This window comes from Bradyrhizobium sp. Crot121 (assembly GCF_059512385.1).
Genome location: NZ_JCAMOR010000002.1, coordinates 234,371 through 251,890, shown reverse-complemented (window position 1 = coordinate 251,890; position 17,520 = coordinate 234,371). Strand labels below are relative to the sequence as shown.

The following is a 17,520-nucleotide window of genomic DNA, read 5'->3' as shown; positions in this document are numbered from 1 at the left end:
TACGTATCATCTCACTTGACGATATCGGAATCTCTCCGCGAAGCGATGGGCATGGTCAGAGCGAAGCCGATGGAATTTGGCCTGCTCGACGCCATATTGAGTTGTGTCGCCAGAACGGTCGGAGATCGATAAGCTTTTCGCCGATCCGACGGATACCGCTGAACTCAGAAAAGACCAGTTCGCACATTTGGGAGAACTGCAGGATGGCTAAAGCGTACGAGATCATCGACCACAATTATGATGTGGTGATCGTCGGTGCCGGAGGCGCCGGATTGCGCGCGGCACTGGGCATGGCATCGTCAGGCCTCAAGACCGCCTGCGTTACAAAGGTCTTTCCGACACGCAGCCACACCGTCGCCGCACAGGGCGGCATGGCGGCATCGCTTGGAAACATGGGTGATGGCGACGATTGGCGCTTTCACATGTACGACACGGTCAAGGGCTCCGACTGGCTCGGTGATCAGGACGCAATCGAATACATGTGCCGCGAAGCCGTACCCGCGGTGCTGGAACTGGAGCACTATGGGGTGCCCTTCTCCCGCACCGGAGATGGTCGGATCTATCAACGTCCCTTTGGTGGCCAGACCATCGAGTACGGAAAGAAGATGGCCCAGCGCACCTGTGCGGCGGCCGATCGGACAGGCCATGCCATCCTGCACACGCTCTATCAGCAGTGTCTGACGCACGGCACGGAGTTTTTCATCGAATATTTCGCGCTGGACCTCCTGATGGATGATGACGGCGCCTGTCGTGCCCTGCTGGCGTGGAACATGGAAGATGGGACCATCCACCGCTTCAATGCTCACCGCACTGTGCTGGCCACCGGAGGTTACGGGCGCGTCTACTTCTCCTGCACCGCCGCCCACACCTCTACCGGCGACGGCAACGCGATGGCCCTGAGGGCCGGGTTGCCGCTCGAGGACATGGAATTCACACAGTTTCACCCGAGCGGCATCTACGGCTCCGGTTGCCTGATCACGGAAGGGGCGCGCGGCGAAGGCGGCTATCTCACCAATTCCGAAGGCGAGCGCTTCATGGAGCGTTATGCGCCAAGCGCGAAGGATCTTGCGGGGCGCGACGTCGTGTGCCGCGCCATGACGATTGAGATCAACGAAGGGCGTGGCTGCGGTCCGCGCAAGGACTACATCGAACTACACCTGGAGCACCTCGATCCGGAACTCCTGCACACGCGCCTGCCGGGCATCAGCGAGACCGCCAAAATCTTCGCGGGCGTCGACGTCACACGCCAGCCGATTCCGGTGCTGCCCACCGTCCATTACAACATGGGCGGAGTTCCGACCAATCTGCATGGCGAAGCCGTCATGTCTCGCCATGGCGATCCGGAAACGGTCGTCCCAGGACTGATGGCGATCGGGGAAGCGGCTTGCGTTTCCGTGCATGGAGCGAACCGCCTCGGCTCCAATTCGCTTCTCGACATCATCGTGTTTGGGCGAGCTGCCGCTCATCGCGTGATCGAGACCCTGCGTCCGCAAGAGGGCCACGCACCGGCGTCCGACGAGGCGACCGATCGTGCCATCGCGCATCTCGATCGCATCAGGTGGGCCAAAGGCAAGGCTGTCGCCGGCGACATCAGGCTCGCCATGCAACAGACCATGCAGCGCCACTGCGCCGTATTCCGCACCGGCGCGCTGCTGGACGACGGTTTGACAAAACTTAACGAGGTGATCGCCACGATGCGGGATGACATTGGCGTGACCGATCACACGATGATCTTCAACACCGATCTGGCCGAAACACTCGAACTGGACAACATGCTTGCGCAGGCCAGCGTCAGCCTTCATTCAGCGATCGGTCGCAAGGAAAGCCGCGGCGCCCATGCGCGGGAAGATTTCCCCAAACGCGATGACGAAAATTGGCTGAAGCACAGCCTGTGCTGGCTCGATGATGATGGCCGCGCGCGGCTCGATTACAGACCAGTGCATTTACAGCCGCTCTCAAACGAGGTGCAGTCAATCCCGCCAAGAGAGCGCGTGTATTGATTGAGGGGGACCGCTCAATGCTGGATGTCGCTCAGTTCAAGAGAACCGGTGGCCGATGTTAGCCAACCTTGCATGAATAACGCTGTCTGCACCGGACAGGACGGTTTCGCCTCATCGCTTACCGCGTTGCAGGCAACAACGGTGGTCGCCTGGGCAATCGCCGTCAAGCGTGTCACGCCTGAAGACGATGAGTTGCGCCTGCGATGGTTGCCCCATCCGAACCTCCCGACGCCGGTCAAAGGACCGACACCCGCAGAGATCGCGTTCTGGCTGGCCGCAGTCTCCCCGCCGGAGAAAGGCGCCACGCCCGGCCCTACCGCGCTTCCTCTTGAGCAAAGCGCCGCGCTGCTTGACGTGCAGGAGACGGACCACTTGGCGCGACTCCGGCATCATGAGGACCGGCGCAGCTATCTGGCCGCCCATGCGGGAGCGCGCCTGATCCTTGGACATGCAGTAGGTCGACCGCCGAATGCGCTGCGGTTTGCACCATCGGCGAACGGCAAGCCGGTCCTTCTCGTCGATCCGCAGGAAATCGACTTCAGCCTCAGTCATGCCAGGGGCGCCGTTGCCGTCGCCGCAGCACGCATGCCCATCGGGGTCGACGTCGAACCCCTACGCGAAGTAGATCATCTCGATCCCATCAGCGAGCTGGTGCTGGCCGCCGAAGAACAAGCTGCTCTGCGGAAAGCGCCGGAGATATCCCGGTCCCGATTGTTTCTCCGCTATTGGACCCTCAAGGAGGCATTGCTGAAAGCGGCCGGACTAGGTTTCGCAGTTCCGCCAAATGAGGTCATCGTCGATGCAGGACCAAGCCCAACGGTCCTCGCAGTACCTCCTGCGCTTGGATCTGTCGCGCAATGGCACCTCCTCGCCTCTGCTGATTTCTGACGGAAGCGCCGACAAAAATACGCCGTGGACGAAATCCACAGTGGTAGTTGCTGGAGGCCAGCGCGGAAAGAGCGTCTCGTCTTCAAACAGCGCACACTGGAAATCAGTTGCTCGACGGGTAGATCTTTCCCGGATTCATGATTCCTCTCGGGTCCAGCGCCGTCTTTACCGCCTTCATGAGCGCCACCCCCTCACCGTGCTCCGTTTCCATGTGCACGATCTTGTGCAGCCCTACGCCGTGTTCGCCTGAGCATGTGCCTCCCATCGCAATGGCTCGGCGCGCGGTGCGAAAGGCGAGCGCCTCGGCGCGCTCAGTCTCTTGCGCGTCCTTCGGATCGAACAGGATTCCGAGATGGAAATTGCCATCACCGACATGGCCGACGATCGGCGCCGTCAGGCCAGATGCGACAATGTCCGCCTTGGTCTCCAACAGGCAGGCCGGCAGCGCCGAAATCGGCACGCAGGCATCGGTACCCATATTGGCCTTGCCGGGCTCAAGCGCCATCACAGCTTGATAGGAATTGTGGCGCGCCTTCCACAACCGCGTCCGGTCTTCCGGCCGCTCGGCGAATTGAAACGCGCCGCCGCCGTGATCCGCTGTTATCGCTTGCATCATCTCCACTTCTTCGCGCACTCCGTTCGGCGTGCCGTGGAACTCGAGAAAGAGCGTCGGCGTCTCCACATAATCCAGCTTCGAATAGCGGATTGCGGCGCGCATCTGCACCTCGTCGAGCAGTTCAATGCGCGCCATCTTCAGATTGGACTGCAGCGCCGTCACGACAGCGGCGACAGCACCTTCAAGCGAGGCAAACTGGCAGACGGCCGCAATGATCGTCTCCGGCTGCCCGTAAAGCCTGAGCTGGATTTCGGTGATGACGCCGAGCGTTCCTTCGCTGCCGACATAGAGATGGGTGAGATCAAGGCCGGCAGATGACTTCCGCGCGCGGCTACCGGTGCGGACGATGCGGCCATCGGGCGTGACGACGGTGAGGCCGAGAATATTCTCACGCATCGTGCCATAACGCACCGCATTGGTGCCGGAGGCCCGCGTGGCGGCCATGCCGCCGATCGAGGCGTTGGCGCCTGGATCGACCGGAAAGAACAGGCCGGTGTCGCGAACATGCGCGTTCAGCGCTTCGCGCGTCACGCCCGCCTGGACCCGGCAGTCGAGCGAGTCCGGTGTGACCTCAAGGATTTTGTCAAAGCGCGTCATGTCGAGCGACACGCCGCCGGCAAGGGCTGCGAGCTGGCCCTCAAGCGAGGACCCCGCGCCGAATGGCGTGACCGGTACGCGGTGTTCGTTACACAGCGCGAGAACGAAGGCGACCTCCTCGTTGGTCTCGGGAAAGACCACGAGGTCTGGCACACCGACTGCCGGCAGACCCTCGCCGTGGCTATGCTGGTCGAGCACGGCCTGCGAGACGGTGACACGCGCGCCCAGGCGTTCGGCGAGCCTCGCGCGCACAGCGGCGATGACTTCAGTTGTTGGGCGCGGCAGGGTGTGGGCGTTCATGTCGGCTTCCATTGGTGACCCTGCTTCCATCTGCACCACGGCGATCCGCCTTTCAAGCCGCGACGGCGCCGGCTCTCGTGAGCACCAGATCCAGCCCGATGGCTTATTCGGCGGCCTCGCCGTGGCCGAGATAGGCGCCCATCAGGCGGGGATCACGCGCGACCTCGGCGGCGCTGCCCTCGGCGACGATGCGTCCCGAGCTCAGCACATAACCGCGATGCGCGACCGCGAGCGCCATGCGGGCATTCTGCTCAACCAGCAGGATCGCGGTCCCCTGCCGATTGATTTCCACGAGCTTGCCGAACACCTGCTCGACCAGCAGCGGAGCCAGTCCGAGCGACGGCTCGTCGAGCAGCAAGAGGCGCGGACGACTCATCAATGCGCGGGCAATAGCGAGCATCTGCTGCTCCCCGCCTGAGAGCGAAAAGGCCAGCGATGCCGACAGGCGCTTGAGGTTGGGGAATAGTTCGAGCATTTCCTCGATCAATCCCGCCAGTTCGCCGTGCGGCCGTCCATAGGCGCCGATCTTGAGATTCTCGGTCACGGTCAATCCGCCGAACAGCCGCCGGCGCTCGGGAACGAGCGCCAGTCCCATTCCGACCAGACGCTCGGTCGGCTCCCTGATCAGCTCCTGACCTGTGAAGCGCACCGAGCCCGAGGCCTGCGCCAGACGCGCGATCGCCTTCAGCGTGGAGGATTTGCCTGCCCCGTTGTTGCCGAGCAGCGCCACGAACTCGCCGACACCGACCTTCAGCGACACCTGCCGCACCGCCTCGATGTCACCATAGCGGACCACGAGATCGGAGACCTCGAGCAGCGGCGCGCCAGTGCCTTCGCTTGCGCGGCCGACCTGTTCATGGAGCTCCGCCTCGCGGTCGGCACGGCCGAGATAGGCCTCAATGACGGCGTCGTTGCGCTGGATCTCGGCCGGCGCGCCCTCTGCCAGCACCTTGCCGAAATTGAGCACGGTGATCCGGTCGGCGAGCGTCATCACAACTTCCATCTCGTGCTCGATCAGGAGGATCGTCATACCCCGCGCATGCATCTGGCGGATCACCTCGATCAGGCGTGCGGTCTCGGCATGGTTGAGACCGCCATGCGGCTCGTCAAGCAGCACGAGGCGCGGCTCCAGCGCTAGCGCCTTGGCGATTTCGAGCAGACGCCGCTGCCCCTGCGGCAACGAGGCGGCATTAGCGTCGGCAACATCAGCAAGCCCGACGAACGCAATGATCTCATCGACCCGGCGTGCGTTTTCCTGGTCGAAGCGCCACGGATGAGCCCTGCCGTGCCGCGCGGCAAGGACGTTCTGGCGCACGGTCATCGAGCCGAACAGGCGGGTGTTCTGGAACGTGCGTGCCAGCCCCATTGCCGCGAGCTGGTGCAATGGCTTCGACGTGACGACGGCGCTTTCGAAGCGCACCTCGCCTCCGGTCGGCGTATAGATGCCGCTGATGATGTTGAACAGCGTGGTCTTGCCCGAGCCGTTGGGGCCAATCACAGCATGGATCGTGCCCTGCGCGACGGTGAGCGATACGTCTTCGAGCGCCGTCAGGCCGCCGAAGTGTTTGGTGACGCCGGAGAGTTCAAGCAGCGCGTTCATGATGCGTCACGTCCGATCGTGCATAGGATTTTTCGCGCCGGCGAAGACTGTGGAAGGCGGAGAGAACCAGTCCGGAGAGACCGGCAGGGAAGAAGGTGATCACGAGGATGACCATGACGCCGAAGACGGCAAAGTAGTATTCCTGCATGAAGCGCAACAGCTCCGGTACGAAGGTGTAGAGGATGGCCCCGAGCACGGCGCCAAGGGGGCTTCCGAGGCCGCCAACCACCGCCATGGCGAGGTAGGAGAAGGTCGACTGCCACGAGAAGACGTCGGGGCTGATATAGCCGCGCAGCAGCACGTAGCAGATGCCGGCAAGACCGCCATAGGCGGCCGAGATCACGAACAGCATGATCTTGAGCCGCGAGATGTCGACGCCGATGGCCTGCGCGGCCAGCGCATCGTCGCGTAGCGCGCGGATGCGCAGACCCAGCGGACCATTGGCGATCCAGACCTGAAGCAGATAGGCGCAAGCGACGATCGCGAGCAATACCCACAGCATCTTGTCGTTCTCGCCGGCAAGCCCGATGCCCGGGATCGCGGTGATGCCGTTGGCGCCGTTGGTGAGGCCCTCCCAGTTCACCAGCAGCCGCTCGACGATCAGCGCGAAGGCCAGCGTGCACAGGGCGAGGTAATGCCCCTTCAGCCGCAATGTCGGCCAGCCCAGCGCCATCCCCACCGCGGCGGAGATTGCGATCGCGCCGATCGCGGCGACCGGCACCGGCATGCCTGCGGCCTGAAGCAGCGTGAATCCATACGCCCCGATGCCGAAGAATGCGCATTGTGCGAGCGACATCTGGCCACCGAAGCCGAGAATGAAATTGAGCCCGAGGACCAGGAGGATGTTGATCAATGTCACGTCTGCGACCTGCAGATAGTACACCGACAGGAATTGCGGCAGGAGGAGGCCGCACAGGATCGCCGCGCCGATCACCAGAAGGGCGAGCGTACGCATCGTCAGCGTGTTTCCGTCGGCGGTCATTTATGGACGCTCCAGTTCGAGTTCACCGAAAATGCCCTGCGGGCGGAACATCAGAACTGCGATCAAGACGCCGAACGCGATCACGTCGATATATTCCGACGAAATGTAGAAGGAGCCCGCCGACTCGATGACGCCGAAGATCAGGCCACCGACGAGCGCGCCGGGGATCGAGCCGAAGCCGCCGAGGATGGTCGCCGCGAAGGCACGGAGCGACAGGTTAACGCCCATGTCGGAAGATACGTAAGACAGCGGCGCGACCAGCCAGCCCGCCAAGGCTGCGAGCATGGTGGCGTAGGCAAAGATGAAAGCGATGATGCGGGCTGTGGGGATGCCCATCAGCCGGGCGGCTTCGGCGTCCTGCGCGGTGGCGCGCATCGCGCGACCGAGCGCCGTATGCTGAAACAGCGCGTGCTGGATCGCCATCATCACCGCGAGCGCCGCCAGGATGACGAGATACTGCGCGTAGATCGTGGAGCCGAAGAGCTGCACCGAGGTCGTGCCCAGGGGGCCAGCGAAGTTGAGAGGCTGCGGTCCCCAGATGATCACGGCGATATTCTGCAACGCCATGGACAGGCCGAGCGTTGCCACGATCGCCGACAATTGCGGCGCGTTGCGCAGGGGATGGTAGATTCCCCAGGCCAGCGCGGCGCCGAAGAGGCCAAGGATCACCAGCATCGCGCCGAGGTTCAGCCACAGTGGCATCCCGAGACGATTGGCGAGCCAGCCGACCGAGACGAAGGCGCCGAGCATCACGAGGTCTCCCTGAGCAAAGTTGACCAGGGAGACCGCATTCCAGATCAGCGTGTAGCCGAGCGCCACCAGCGCATAGGCGGCGCCGACCGCCAATCCCACCAATACGATCTGACTAAAAGTCTGCAACATCGTAAGATCCCATCCCGGTGCCGGCCACCGGAGGTCCGGCGGCGTCGCGCGCGCGTTAGCTGCTGATGGCCTTGACGATCTCCGGCTTGCCGCCGGCGACCTTGGTGATGATGCCGGAATGGGTCATATCGCCGTTGCCGGTCCAGCCATAGCGTGTGACGATGCCCGGGAAGTCACGGATCGCGGTCAGCGCCTGCTGGATTCCCTCGCCCGTAATGGCATCGGCGCGCTCCATCGCCGCAATGATCAGCTTTGCCGCGTCGTGATAGACCGTGGCGTAGAGTTCCGGCTCGTCACCGGGATGGGTCGCCGAATAGAGCCGCTTCCAGTTCTGCACCCGCTCGTCGGGATTGTCCTTGACGAACTCGCCGATCGCCATGCATCCGTCGGCGCCCTCTCCGGCGAGGCCGAGGAAAATCGGCTGCGAGAATGCCGTGTTGCCGGCGATGCCGAATTTGACGCCGAGGGTCTTGCTCTGCTTGGCAATGAGCCCGGCCGGTTGATCGTCAGTCCAGACGATGATGCCGTCGACACCGGCCTGCTGGAAGGCCAGGATCTGGGAGGTGTAATCTTTGGTCGCGTCGGTGTGGGCCTGCACCAGCGCAGGCTCGCCGCCGCGCTTGCTCAAGGAGGCCTTGACCACGCCTATGCCGGATTGCCCAAAGGCCGTGTTGACGTAGCCAAGTCCGATCTTCTTCCATTGCAGATCTTCGGTGACGTATTTGACCAGAAGGTCCGCGCCGATCGCATCATTCAGGCGGACGCGAAACACCCAGGGGCTGCCTTGCTGGGTGACGACCGGACCGGTTGCGCCCGTCAGGCACGGGATCTTGTATTTCGCGAGCAACGGCAGGTTCGGCAGGATACCCGGCGTGTAGTGCGGACCCACCAGTGCCACGACTTCGTCCTGGGTCGCGAGCTTGGTGACGGCATTGGCCGCCGCGGTAGGGTTCGGCCCGAGATCGTCGGCGATGCGCACTTCGATCATGCGCCCCTTGATGCCGCCCTTGTCGTTGACCTGCTTCACCGCAATCGCGACGCCGTTCTTCATCCACTGGCCGTTTTGGGCGAACTGACCCGTCATCGGTCCGGAAATGCCGATGCGGATGGGATCGGCGGCGCGTGCACGGCCAAGGATCGCCGGCATTGCGAGCGGCGCGGCGGCGATGCCCTTGATCAGACTGCGTCGAGAGAAGTGCAAGGTAGAGACCATGGCAGTTTCCTCACTTGGTTTTGCGATGCCGCCTCGTCTCGAGCGGCTGGTTTTGCGAGCAGGATCGGTTCAGTTATCCGAGCGGAGCGGACGGAGGCCGAAGACACAGGCGGCCGACAGCAGCGCCATCGCGACCATGTAGCCGGCCACCCAATAGGCCGAGCCGTACTCGGCAAGCAGTGCGGTTGCGATCAGCGGCGAGAGGCCGCCGCCGAGGATCGGGCCGAGCTGCTGCACGAGCGAGAGGCCGCTGTAGCGAATGCGCGCCGGAAACAGCTCCGAGAAGTAGGCGCCCTGCGCGCCGTAGACCGAGCCATGACCAAGCGCGAGGCCGAGCGCGATCGCGAGCCAGATCATGCCGGTGTGCCCGGTGTTCAGCATCTGGAAGAAGACGAGCGCGAGCGCGGCCTGGAAGATCATGCCGCCTAAATAGACTGCGCGACGACCAATCCGGTCCGACAGCGCCCCGAACATCGGCAGCGTCAGGCATTCGAGCGCACAGCCAACGAGCACGCCGTTCAGGATCGTCTGGCTCGGCAGTCCGAGCTTGGTCTTGCAGTAGGTGATCGCGAACACGGCGTAGATGTTGAACAGCCCGCTTTCGGCGACCTTGGCACCGATACCGAACAAAATGTTGCCCTTGTGATTGCGGACCGCTTCGACCACCGGCACGCTGGCAGCCCCCTCCTCGCTCAGCACGCGCTTGAACGCCGGCGTCTCCGAGATCTTGAAGCGGATGAAGAGCCCGATCCCGACGAGGACGATCGAAAACAGGAACGGGATCCGCCAGCCCCAGGCGAGGAAGTCAGGCTCGCTCATGGAGGTCGACAGGATTCCCAAAAGCGCGATCGGAATCAGGAATCCGGCGGGCACGCCGATGTGGACGAGCGAGCTGAAGAAACCGCGCCGATCGGCCGGCGCGTGCTCGACCGTCATCACCATGCCGCCGCCATATTCGCCGCCGATGCCAATTCCCTGCAACAGCCGCAGCCCGATGAGACAGATCGGCGCCAACACACCGACCTGCTCATAGGTCGGCATGAGTCCGATGAGGAAAGTCCCAAGTCCCATGATCACGATAGTGATGAGCAGCGCTGTTTTTCGGCCGACGCGGTCCCCGAAATGGCCGAACAGCACGCCGCCGAGCGGCCTTGCACAATAGCCCACGAAGAACGTCGCGAAAGCGAGCAGCGATCCGACCAAGGGATCAGAACTCGGGAAGAAGATCTTGTTGAAGACGAGCGCGGTTGCGGTCGCGTAGAGCGTGAAGTCGTAATACTCGATCATGTTGCCGATGGCGCTCGCCACAGCAACCTTCCGGATGTCGCTGGACTCCCGACCCTTGATCGAAGCGGTCACTTGGTCTGCCACCCGGCTGGACCCGCTCGACCTAACCATTCCGCTCATGACGTCGTCCTCCGGCTTCGGCAGGAAGACATCCCCTGCCCGGATTTTGTCCGTATTGCGGACAACATGAGCAGCGAGTTATTCCACATGTCAAGTGGATTTTTTGGCCCGCGCCGCTAATCTCCTCTTAAATTTAGCGCAAATAACTCGATATGTTGCCGACCACGCTTGACGTCATGCGCGCATTTGTCATACAAAAATGTCCGTATTCCGGACAATAAAGGAGGATAACGTGCCAGCGAAGATTACGGGGATCATCCCGCCCCTCACCACGCCGTTCGATCAGAACGGCGACATCGACGAAAAGGCCTTCCGTCGCCAAGTGAAGTTTTTGCTCGATAAGGGCGTGCATGGCGTCTGTGTTGGCGGCAGCACGGGTGAGGGTCACACGCTTACCGCCGACGAATTCCGGCGTTTGATCGAGGCCTGCGCAGAGGAGCTGAACGGCAAGGTGCCGCTCGTCGCCGGCATTATCGCCAACTCGACCCGCGAAGCGATTGACCGCGCCCGCGCCATCGAATCGGTCGACGTCGCCGCGCTCCAAATCACGCCGGTGCACTATCTCTTCAAGCCAGACGAGGATGCGACGGTCGGCCACTTCAAGACGCTGTCCGAGTCGGTCAAGCAGCCCGTCATCATTTACAACGTCGTGCCCTGGAACTACCTGAGCCCCGCGCTGCTGCTGCGGATCATGAACGAGCTGCCCGGCGTGATCGGCGTCAAGCAGAGCGCCGGCGACCTGAAGCTGATGGCCGATCTTTTGCTCGACGTGCCCGCGGGCAAGGTCGTGCTGACGGCGGTCGATGCGCTGCTCTATCCGTCCTTCGCGCTCGGCGCGCATGGCACGATCGCCGCGAACCCGGCCGCAGTGCCCGGCGCCTGCGTGGCACTGTGGAACGCGGTCGAACGCGGTGACCACGCGACCGCGATCGAGATCCACAAGCGCCTGTTGCGGTTCTGGAACACGATCGTCGGCGACAATCTCCCGGCCTGCGTGAAGCATGCCCTCACCCTCCAGGGATCGCCGAGCGGTCTTCCGCGGCAGCCGATGCCGGCTCCGACCAGCCGGCAAAAGGACGCGATCGCGGCTGCCCTCAAGCCCCTGCTCGAGGTCGAAGGCAGCGTGAGGCTGGTCGCAGCCGAGTGAGCGCACGACAAAGGGCGCGGCATTGCCGCCGCGCCCGATTCCGTCTAAGTCGGACTTGGTTCGCGTCCTGGATATTGCGTGGCGACGCCACCCGAAAGGTCCGACATGACTAGCGTCGACAGCGGTCGACAGAGCGTGAAGTCGCTCTTCAAGATGCTCGAGGTCCTGGAGGCCTTCTCCTCGACCGACCCCGAGCTGAGCGTTGTCGAGATCGCGCGACGCACCGGCCTACCGCGCACCACCGTCCATCGCATCGTCGATAGCCTGCGCAGCGTCGGGTTCCTGGAGCAGGATGCGAGCCGCGATCGCTACCGGCTTGGCATAAAACTGTTCGAGCTCGGCGGCAGCGCACTCATAAACCTCCCGCTGTATCGCGAGGCGCCGCCTTTCGTCGATACGCTTGGCAAGCTCAGCGGCGAGGATGTGCATCTTTGCGTCTTCGACGGCGCGCAGATGGTCTTCGTCAATCGCCGCAGCCAAATTACTGCACGCCCACACAACACCGTCATCACGATGGAAGCCTCACCTTGTCACTCGACAGGCGTGGGTAAGGCGGCGCTCGCCTTCCAGAGCGACGCCGTGATCGACCGGGTCATCCGCGCCGGCCTGCCTCGCTTCACGCCGAGCACAATCGTTGAGCCCAAGCGGCTAAAGGCCGAACTGGCCGCGATCAGGTCCCGCGGCTATTCGGTGGACGATTGCGAGCATGAGCCGGAGCTGCGCTGCGTCGGCGCACCGATCCGCAACAGTGCGGGCCGCGTCTTCGCGGCAATTAGCGTGAGTGGTCCGAGCCGGCGCGTTACGGCCGAATGGGTGCCAGAGCTCGCCCGGACCGTGATGACGCACGCCGAGCTCCTGTCGATCCGCCTGGGCTACCAGCCTGACTCGCACAGCCGAGCCGCCGACGCTGCGCCGGAACGCAACGCCCCCAAACGTCGTCAACGGACCACGGCAGGAACCGCACAAGGCGAACGTGGCGCCTGATCGAAGGGCTTCACCTTCCATCTTCGCCAGTCCGGGGCGCCGCGCGCAGCTAAGAGGTGACTAGCCCAGACGGTCGCCTCAATTGGCCCGTCGAATCTGCAAGACTCGCGAGGTAGTGCGCGGCATCACTAATGTCGGCGACGATCTCGCGTTCGGCACTATCGGCGTCACCCGCCACGATAGCCTTCAGCGCCGCGGTGTGGTGATCCCAACCCTTCAGCAGGACGACATATTCGGGGATCACGTAGGACAGCACCGGCCCGCAGCGCAGCCACATGTTCTCGATGGTCTCGACGAGCAGCGGGACCCCCGACATCGCGTAAATGCCGAAGTGAAACTTGCGGTGATGCTCGAGGTAGCTCTCGAGCTTGCGCGCAGCGATCAGCGACTGCATCGTCGAGAGCCGCTCTTGCAGCTTTCGCAGGGCGGCCTCGTCATGCCGCCGCAGGGCGGCCTCCCGCGCTGCGCGGCCTTCCAGCGCGCAACGCACCACCGTCAGGTCCGAAAGCTCGCGGCGGGACAGGTGCGGCACGATCGCGGAGTTGCGCGGCCCCTGCTGCAGCACGCCTTGCGCTACCAGACGGGTGACGGCGTCGCGCACCGGCGTGATTGACGTCCCGAAACTTTCGGCCAGCGAGCGCAAGGTCAAGACCGTGCCGGGCTCGAACCGCCCGGCCAGCAGCGCATCCCGCAACTGCGCGTGCGCGAGATCCCACAGCGGTTCACGCTCGATTCGTTTCAATGCCGTCATACAACGCTCGGTATCGCGGCGCGCGACATCGCGCAAATCCTCCTCCGGTCGGCCGTCTTGACCTTCCGACGATGTTTGTTATAACAAACAACAAAACGGGAGGAAATACCACGATGAGAAAAGTTGCCGCGATCACCCTGGCGTGCCTGATTTCGATGCTCCAGGCGCCCGCCAGCTACGGTCAGTCGGACTATCCCCAGCGGGACATCACTTTCATCGTGCCGTGGAACGCCGGTGGCTCGAACGACGTCGCGGCCCGGGCGCTCGATCCGATCCTGCGCGAACATGGGATCAAGATCGTCATCGAAAACGTCGTCGGCGCGACCGGCGTGATCGGCATGCGTCGGGTCGCAAGCGCAGCGCCGGACGGTTACACGCTAGGCATGGGGACCAGCTCGACGCTGGCGCTGATGGCGCAGGGCAAGGCGCCGCTGACGAATGCGCAGTTCACCCACATCGCGCGCGTCTCGACCGATCCGTTGATGCTCCTGGTCTCGACCAAGGCCGAGCAGAAATCGCTCGACGATTTCATCAAGTACATGAAGGGCAATCCCGACAAGGTCACGATCGGCACCCCCGGCAATTACAATCTGAACCACATCTTCGCCTTGATGACCGCGCGCGCGGCGGGCGTGAACTTCGTCAACGTGCCCTACACCGGCGGATCGAAAGTGGTGGCCGACCTGCTCGGTCAGCACGTCGATTCCGGCGTGTTGAAGCCGTCGGAAACACTTGGCCAGATCCAGGAAGGCCTGCTGAAGCCGATCGGCATCTTCGCCAATGAGCGGCTGGAGATGTTTCCGGACGTACCGACCTTCAAGGAGAAGGGCTACGACGTCTTTCCCTACGGGCCTGTCGTCCAGATGGCATACGTCGTTGGTCCGGCAAACCTTCCCGACGACGTCCGCACCAAGCTGATCACCGCGTTCCGCGCCGCCATTCAGGATCCGCGCTTCAAGGAATTCGCCAAGAAGAACGTGTTCCTCGTCGACGACCTGACCGGCGATGCGCTGACCAAGGAAGTCGACAACGTCGCAGCCACGCTCGGCACTGTGGCATCACAGGTCTTTCCGAAGGAATAGGCTGATACGGCGGAATCGCTGCTCTTAACTCCAACACTCTCCAACCAAGGTTCACGCGCTTGTCCATCAAGAAGATCACCTGTCACGTCGTCGCCGCTCCGGTGCAACGTCCCTTCACCTCCTCGCGCGGCTGGCTCTACAAGACGCGCGGCACATGCCTGGTCGAGATCGAAACTAATGACGGCATCGTCGGCTGGGGCGAATGCTACGGACCATCGGCCGTCGCGAAAGCCTTTATCGAAACCCAGCTTGCCCCGCGCGTGATCGGCCACGATCCCTTCGACGTCGAGGTGATCTGGGAAGACCTCTACAACCGGATCAAGGATTACGGTCCGAAGGGCATGTCGATCGCAGCCATCAGCGGTATCGACATCGCGCTCTGGGACATTATCGGCAAAGCCTGCAACAAGCCGGTGCACAAGCTCATCGGCGGCGCCTTCCGCACCGAGGTCGATGCCTACGCCACCGGGCTCTATTTCACCGACATGAACCGGCTGGTCGAGGAAGCGGTCGAGGAAGCGACGGGCTACGTTGAGGCCGGCTTCAAGGCGATCAAAATGAAGATCGGGCTTGGCTCGATCAAGCGCGACTTCGAGCGCGTGAAAGCCGTACGCGAAGCGATCGGCCCCGGCATCAAGCTGATGGTCGACGCCAATCACTGCTTCACTGTGCCGGCTGCAATCCGTCTCGGGCGCAAGCTCGAAGAGCTCGACATCGAGTGGTTCGAGGAGCCGATTTCGCCGGAAGACATCGACGGCTATGTGGAGGTCTCGCGCGCGCTCGACATGGCGGTCGCCGGCGGCGAGAACGAGTTCACCAGATGGGGCTTCCGCGACGCCATCGTGCGCAAGGCGATGGATATCGTGCAGCCCGATGTCTGCGCGGTGGGCGGCATTACCGAATGCAAGAAGATCGCGACGCTTGCCACGACGCATGGCGTGGAATGCGTGCCCCATGCCTGGGGGTCCGCGGTCGGCCTTGCCGCCACCATCCATTTCCTGGCGTCGATCCCGAACCAGCCGCCGAGCCTGTTTCCGATGCCGCCGATGCTGGAATTCGAGCAGGAGGAAAACCCGTTTCGCGATCACCTGGCGGTCGAACCGATCGTCCAGGTCAAGGGCAAGGTCGCGGTGCCGACCGGCGCCGGACTTGGCATCGAGATCGATCGCGGCGTGATCGATCGCTACCGGGTGGCGTGAACCGATGGTCCGCTCATGAAATTCGTCACCTTCAGCGAGCAAGGCTTTACGCGCGCCGGCGTGCTGCTGGACAACGGCAGCGAAACAATCGTCGACCTTGCGCATCCGGCGATGGGCGAAGCCCTCGGCGGCGCGGCACCGCAGGTGCAGGCCCTGATCGAAGCCGACCTGCCCAAAGTCGTGGAACGCATTCGCGTGCACGGCTTCGCTGCGGCAGCGCGGCTTTCGCGCGAGGCGGTCACGCTGATGGCGCCCCTGCCGGCGCCGCGGCGCATCTTCGGAATCGCGCATAACTACCGCGACGCGCTGGCTGAACGCGGTATGGCGCCGCCCGAGAAACCGGTGCTGTTCATGAAGGCACCGCAAACGATCATTGGGCCGGAACAGCCCATCGTGCTGCCGGCAACGATCGGCGGGGTCACCTACGAGGCGGAACTCGCGGCCGTGATCGGCACGCGCGCCGAGAACGTCAGCAAGGAGCGTGCGCTCGATCACGTCGTCGCCTATGGCTGCTTCAACGATGTCAGCGCAAGCGAGATCATCAAGGCCGACGGCCATTTCGACCGCGGCAAGAACTACTCGACCTTCGGTCCGTTCGGACCTTACCTCGCCTCCCGCGATGAGGTACCAGATCCGCACGCGCTCACCGTGACGCTGAAAGTCGACGGCCGCATGCTGCAGTCCGGTTCGACGGCGAACATGCTGTTCGACGTCGCCGACCTCGTCTCCTATCTGTCGCGGCAACAGGCGCTCGAACCAGGCGACATCATCGCCACCGGCACGCCGGCCGGCGTGGCCGGGCTGCACAAGCCGCCGGCGTGGCTCAGGCCTGGTTCGACCGTCGAGGTCGAGGTTCAAGGCCTCGGCCGCCTGCAAAATCCAATCATCGAGGGGCCTGCGCCAGATGCCTGAGAAACCCGTCGTCCTCCTGACCAACGCCATGCACCCTGATGGCGAGGCGATTCTCACCCCGCACGTTCGGTTGATCGTCGCGCCGGACACCAGGCCGGAGACACTGCGCCAATGGGCAGCGGATGCCGACGGCATCATCGTGCGCGCGAAACTGCCCGACGACATCGTCGATCATGCACCGCGTCTGAAGGCTATCGTCCGTCACGGCGTCGGTCTCGACTTCATCCCGGTCGCCGCCGCCACGGCACGCGGCATCGCGGTTGCGAACCTGCCCGGAAGCAACACCAACGCGGTGGCCGAATATGTCATGTCGGCCTTGATGCATCTGCGGCGGCCGTTGCAGCGCGTGGACACGCTGATGCGCGCCGAAGGCTGGGCGACCAGCCGCGCGATGGCAGACGGCCTCACCGAGTTAAGCGGAACGACGCTCGGCATCCTCGGCGTCGGAACAATCGGGCGCCGCGTCGCCTCCATCGCGAGCAACGGTTTTGGAATGACTGTGCTCGGCACGTCGCGCCGAAAGGGATCGCTGCCGCCTGATGTCGAGGAAGTCACGCTCGTGGAGCTGTTCGCGCGGAGCAACGCCGTGGTGGTCTGTTGCGCACTGACAGACGAGACACGCAGGCTCGTCAGCCATGATCTGCTGGCGCACATGCGGCCGCAATCCGTCCTGGTGAACGTCTCGCGCGGCGCCGTGGTCGACACGCCCGCCATCATCTACGCGTTGCGGTCAGGCAAGCTCGCCGGTGCCGCGCTCGATGTATTCGATGTCCAGCCGCTGCAGCCCGACGACGCATTGTTCGATTGTCCCAACCTGCTGCTGACGCCGCATATCGCGGGGATCACCGCCACCAGCGGCCGTGCGATGGCGGTTGGCTCGGCCGAAGAAATGCTCCGAATCCTGCGCGGCGAGCAGCCGCTCAATCTCGTCAATCCCGAACACAAAGCGGTCTGAGGTCT

At 63.4% G+C, this 17,520-nt stretch carries 15 protein-coding genes; 8 read left to right on the top strand and 7 right to left on the bottom strand.

Going from position 1 to position 17,520, the window contains the following annotated elements:
* The first annotated feature begins 203 nt into the window (after positions 1 to 203).
* Positions 204 to 2,000 carry a succinate dehydrogenase flavoprotein subunit gene (gene sdhA, locus AC5ZGW_RS03310; protein WP_130224164.1) on the top strand — a complete coding sequence of 599 codons (1,797 nt, stop codon included), beginning with the start codon at positions 204 to 206 and terminating at the stop codon, positions 1,998 to 2,000.
* A gap of 24 nt (positions 2,001 to 2,024) precedes the next feature.
* The gene (locus tag AC5ZGW_RS03305; protein WP_130224162.1) at positions 2,025 to 2,888 is read left to right on the top strand and encodes a 4'-phosphopantetheinyl transferase family protein; all 864 of its coding nucleotides are present in this window, start codon (positions 2,025 to 2,027) and stop codon (positions 2,886 to 2,888) included.
* A 103-nt stretch (positions 2,889 to 2,991) separates the two neighbouring features.
* Here AC5ZGW_RS03305 and AC5ZGW_RS03300 read toward each other — a convergent pair whose 3' ends face one another.
* The 6 genes from AC5ZGW_RS03300 to AC5ZGW_RS03275 all read right to left on the bottom strand — a co-directional run bounded on the left by AC5ZGW_RS03300 (position 2,992) and on the right by AC5ZGW_RS03275 (position 10,437).
* Positions 2,992 to 4,401 (bottom strand): FAD-binding oxidoreductase, encoded by a 1,410-nt coding sequence (locus tag AC5ZGW_RS03300; protein ID WP_207230957.1) that lies wholly within the window; start codon positions 4,399 to 4,401, stop codon positions 2,992 to 2,994.
* A 103-nt stretch (positions 4,402 to 4,504) separates the two neighbouring features.
* Positions 4,505 to 6,001: an ATP-binding cassette domain-containing protein gene (locus AC5ZGW_RS03295; RefSeq protein ID WP_130224158.1), complete on the bottom strand. Its 1,497-nt coding sequence runs from the start codon at positions 5,999 to 6,001 to the stop codon at positions 4,505 to 4,507.
* The gene (locus tag AC5ZGW_RS03290) at positions 5,985 to 6,983 is read right to left on the bottom strand and encodes a branched-chain amino acid ABC transporter permease (RefSeq protein WP_130224156.1); all 999 of its coding nucleotides are present in this window, start codon (positions 6,981 to 6,983) and stop codon (positions 5,985 to 5,987) included. The genes AC5ZGW_RS03295 and AC5ZGW_RS03290 overlap by 17 nt, the downstream gene beginning before the upstream one ends.
* Positions 6,984 to 7,865 (bottom strand): branched-chain amino acid ABC transporter permease, encoded by an 882-nt coding sequence (locus AC5ZGW_RS03285; protein WP_130224154.1) that lies wholly within the window; start codon positions 7,863 to 7,865, stop codon positions 6,984 to 6,986.
* Between the two features lie 55 nt (positions 7,866 to 7,920).
* Positions 7,921 to 9,078 (bottom strand): ABC transporter substrate-binding protein, encoded by a 1,158-nt coding sequence (locus AC5ZGW_RS03280; protein ID WP_130224152.1) that lies wholly within the window; start codon positions 9,076 to 9,078, stop codon positions 7,921 to 7,923.
* 69 nt (positions 9,079 to 9,147) lie between these two features.
* Complete coding sequence (locus tag AC5ZGW_RS03275; RefSeq protein WP_496113855.1) at positions 9,148 to 10,437, bottom strand: MFS transporter; 1,290 nt, start codon at positions 10,435 to 10,437, stop codon at positions 9,148 to 9,150.
* 280 nt (positions 10,438 to 10,717) lie between these two features.
* Between AC5ZGW_RS03275 and AC5ZGW_RS03270 the strand changes: the two genes are divergently transcribed.
* Positions 10,718 to 11,632 (top strand): dihydrodipicolinate synthase family protein, encoded by a 915-nt coding sequence (locus AC5ZGW_RS03270; RefSeq protein ID WP_130224151.1) that lies wholly within the window; start codon positions 10,718 to 10,720, stop codon positions 11,630 to 11,632.
* A 105-nt stretch (positions 11,633 to 11,737) separates the two neighbouring features.
* Positions 11,738 to 12,616: an IclR family transcriptional regulator gene (locus AC5ZGW_RS03265; RefSeq protein ID WP_130224149.1), complete on the top strand. Its 879-nt coding sequence runs from the start codon at positions 11,738 to 11,740 to the stop codon at positions 12,614 to 12,616.
* A gap of 49 nt (positions 12,617 to 12,665) precedes the next feature.
* Here the strand turns inward: AC5ZGW_RS03265 and AC5ZGW_RS03260 are convergent, their stop codons facing one another.
* On the bottom strand, positions 12,666 to 13,403 hold the full coding sequence (locus AC5ZGW_RS03260; RefSeq protein ID WP_245474568.1) for a GntR family transcriptional regulator: 738 nt from the start codon (positions 13,401 to 13,403) through the stop codon (positions 12,666 to 12,668).
* A gap of 77 nt (positions 13,404 to 13,480) precedes the next feature.
* Between AC5ZGW_RS03260 and AC5ZGW_RS03255 the strand changes: the two genes are divergently transcribed.
* The 4 genes from AC5ZGW_RS03255 to AC5ZGW_RS03240 are packed head-to-tail and all read left to right on the top strand — an operon-like array spanning position 13,481 to position 17,515.
* Positions 13,481 to 14,449, top strand: coding sequence for a Bug family tripartite tricarboxylate transporter substrate binding protein (locus AC5ZGW_RS03255; protein WP_130224147.1), 969 nt, complete (start codon positions 13,481 to 13,483; stop codon positions 14,447 to 14,449).
* 59 nt (positions 14,450 to 14,508) lie between these two features.
* On the top strand, positions 14,509 to 15,648 hold the full coding sequence (locus tag AC5ZGW_RS03250) for a mandelate racemase/muconate lactonizing enzyme family protein (protein ID WP_130224145.1): 1,140 nt from the start codon (positions 14,509 to 14,511) through the stop codon (positions 15,646 to 15,648).
* 15 nt (positions 15,649 to 15,663) lie between these two features.
* Entirely contained in the window at positions 15,664 to 16,560 is an 897-nt protein-coding gene (locus AC5ZGW_RS03245; RefSeq protein ID WP_130224143.1) for a fumarylacetoacetate hydrolase family protein, read from the top strand.
* Positions 16,553 to 17,515 carry an NAD(P)-dependent oxidoreductase gene (locus tag AC5ZGW_RS03240; protein WP_130224141.1) on the top strand — a complete coding sequence of 321 codons (963 nt, stop codon included), beginning with the start codon at positions 16,553 to 16,555 and terminating at the stop codon, positions 17,513 to 17,515. Before AC5ZGW_RS03245 ends, AC5ZGW_RS03240 begins: the two co-directional genes overlap by 8 nt.
* Positions 17,516 to 17,520 lie beyond the last annotated feature (5 nt).

Coding starts and splice junctions, on each gene's coding strand:
- AC5ZGW_RS03265 (WP_130224149.1), top strand. CDS start 11,738: ATGACTAGCGTCGACAGCGGTCGACAGAGCGTGAAGTCGCTCTTCAAG.
- AC5ZGW_RS03305 (WP_130224162.1), top strand. CDS start 2,025: ATGTCGCTCAGTTCAAGAGAACCGGTGGCCGATGTTAGCCAACCTTGC.
- AC5ZGW_RS03290 (WP_130224156.1), bottom strand. CDS start 6,983: ATGACCGCCGACGGAAACACGCTGACGATGCGTACGCTCGCCCTTCTG.
- AC5ZGW_RS03255 (WP_130224147.1), top strand. CDS start 13,481: ATGAGAAAAGTTGCCGCGATCACCCTGGCGTGCCTGATTTCGATGCTC.
- sdhA (WP_130224164.1), top strand. CDS start 204: ATGGCTAAAGCGTACGAGATCATCGACCACAATTATGATGTGGTGATC.
- AC5ZGW_RS03240 (WP_130224141.1), top strand. CDS start 16,553: ATGCCTGAGAAACCCGTCGTCCTCCTGACCAACGCCATGCACCCTGAT.
- AC5ZGW_RS03295 (WP_130224158.1), bottom strand. CDS start 6,001: ATGAACGCGCTGCTTGAACTCTCCGGCGTCACCAAACACTTCGGCGGC.
- AC5ZGW_RS03285 (WP_130224154.1), bottom strand. CDS start 7,865: ATGTTGCAGACTTTTAGTCAGATCGTATTGGTGGGATTGGCGGTCGGC.
- AC5ZGW_RS03245 (WP_130224143.1), top strand. CDS start 15,664: ATGAAATTCGTCACCTTCAGCGAGCAAGGCTTTACGCGCGCCGGCGTG.
- AC5ZGW_RS03300 (WP_207230957.1), bottom strand. CDS start 4,401: ATGAACGCCCACACCCTGCCGCGCCCAACAACTGAAGTCATCGCCGCT.
- AC5ZGW_RS03280 (WP_130224152.1), bottom strand. CDS start 9,078: ATGGTCTCTACCTTGCACTTCTCTCGACGCAGTCTGATCAAGGGCATC.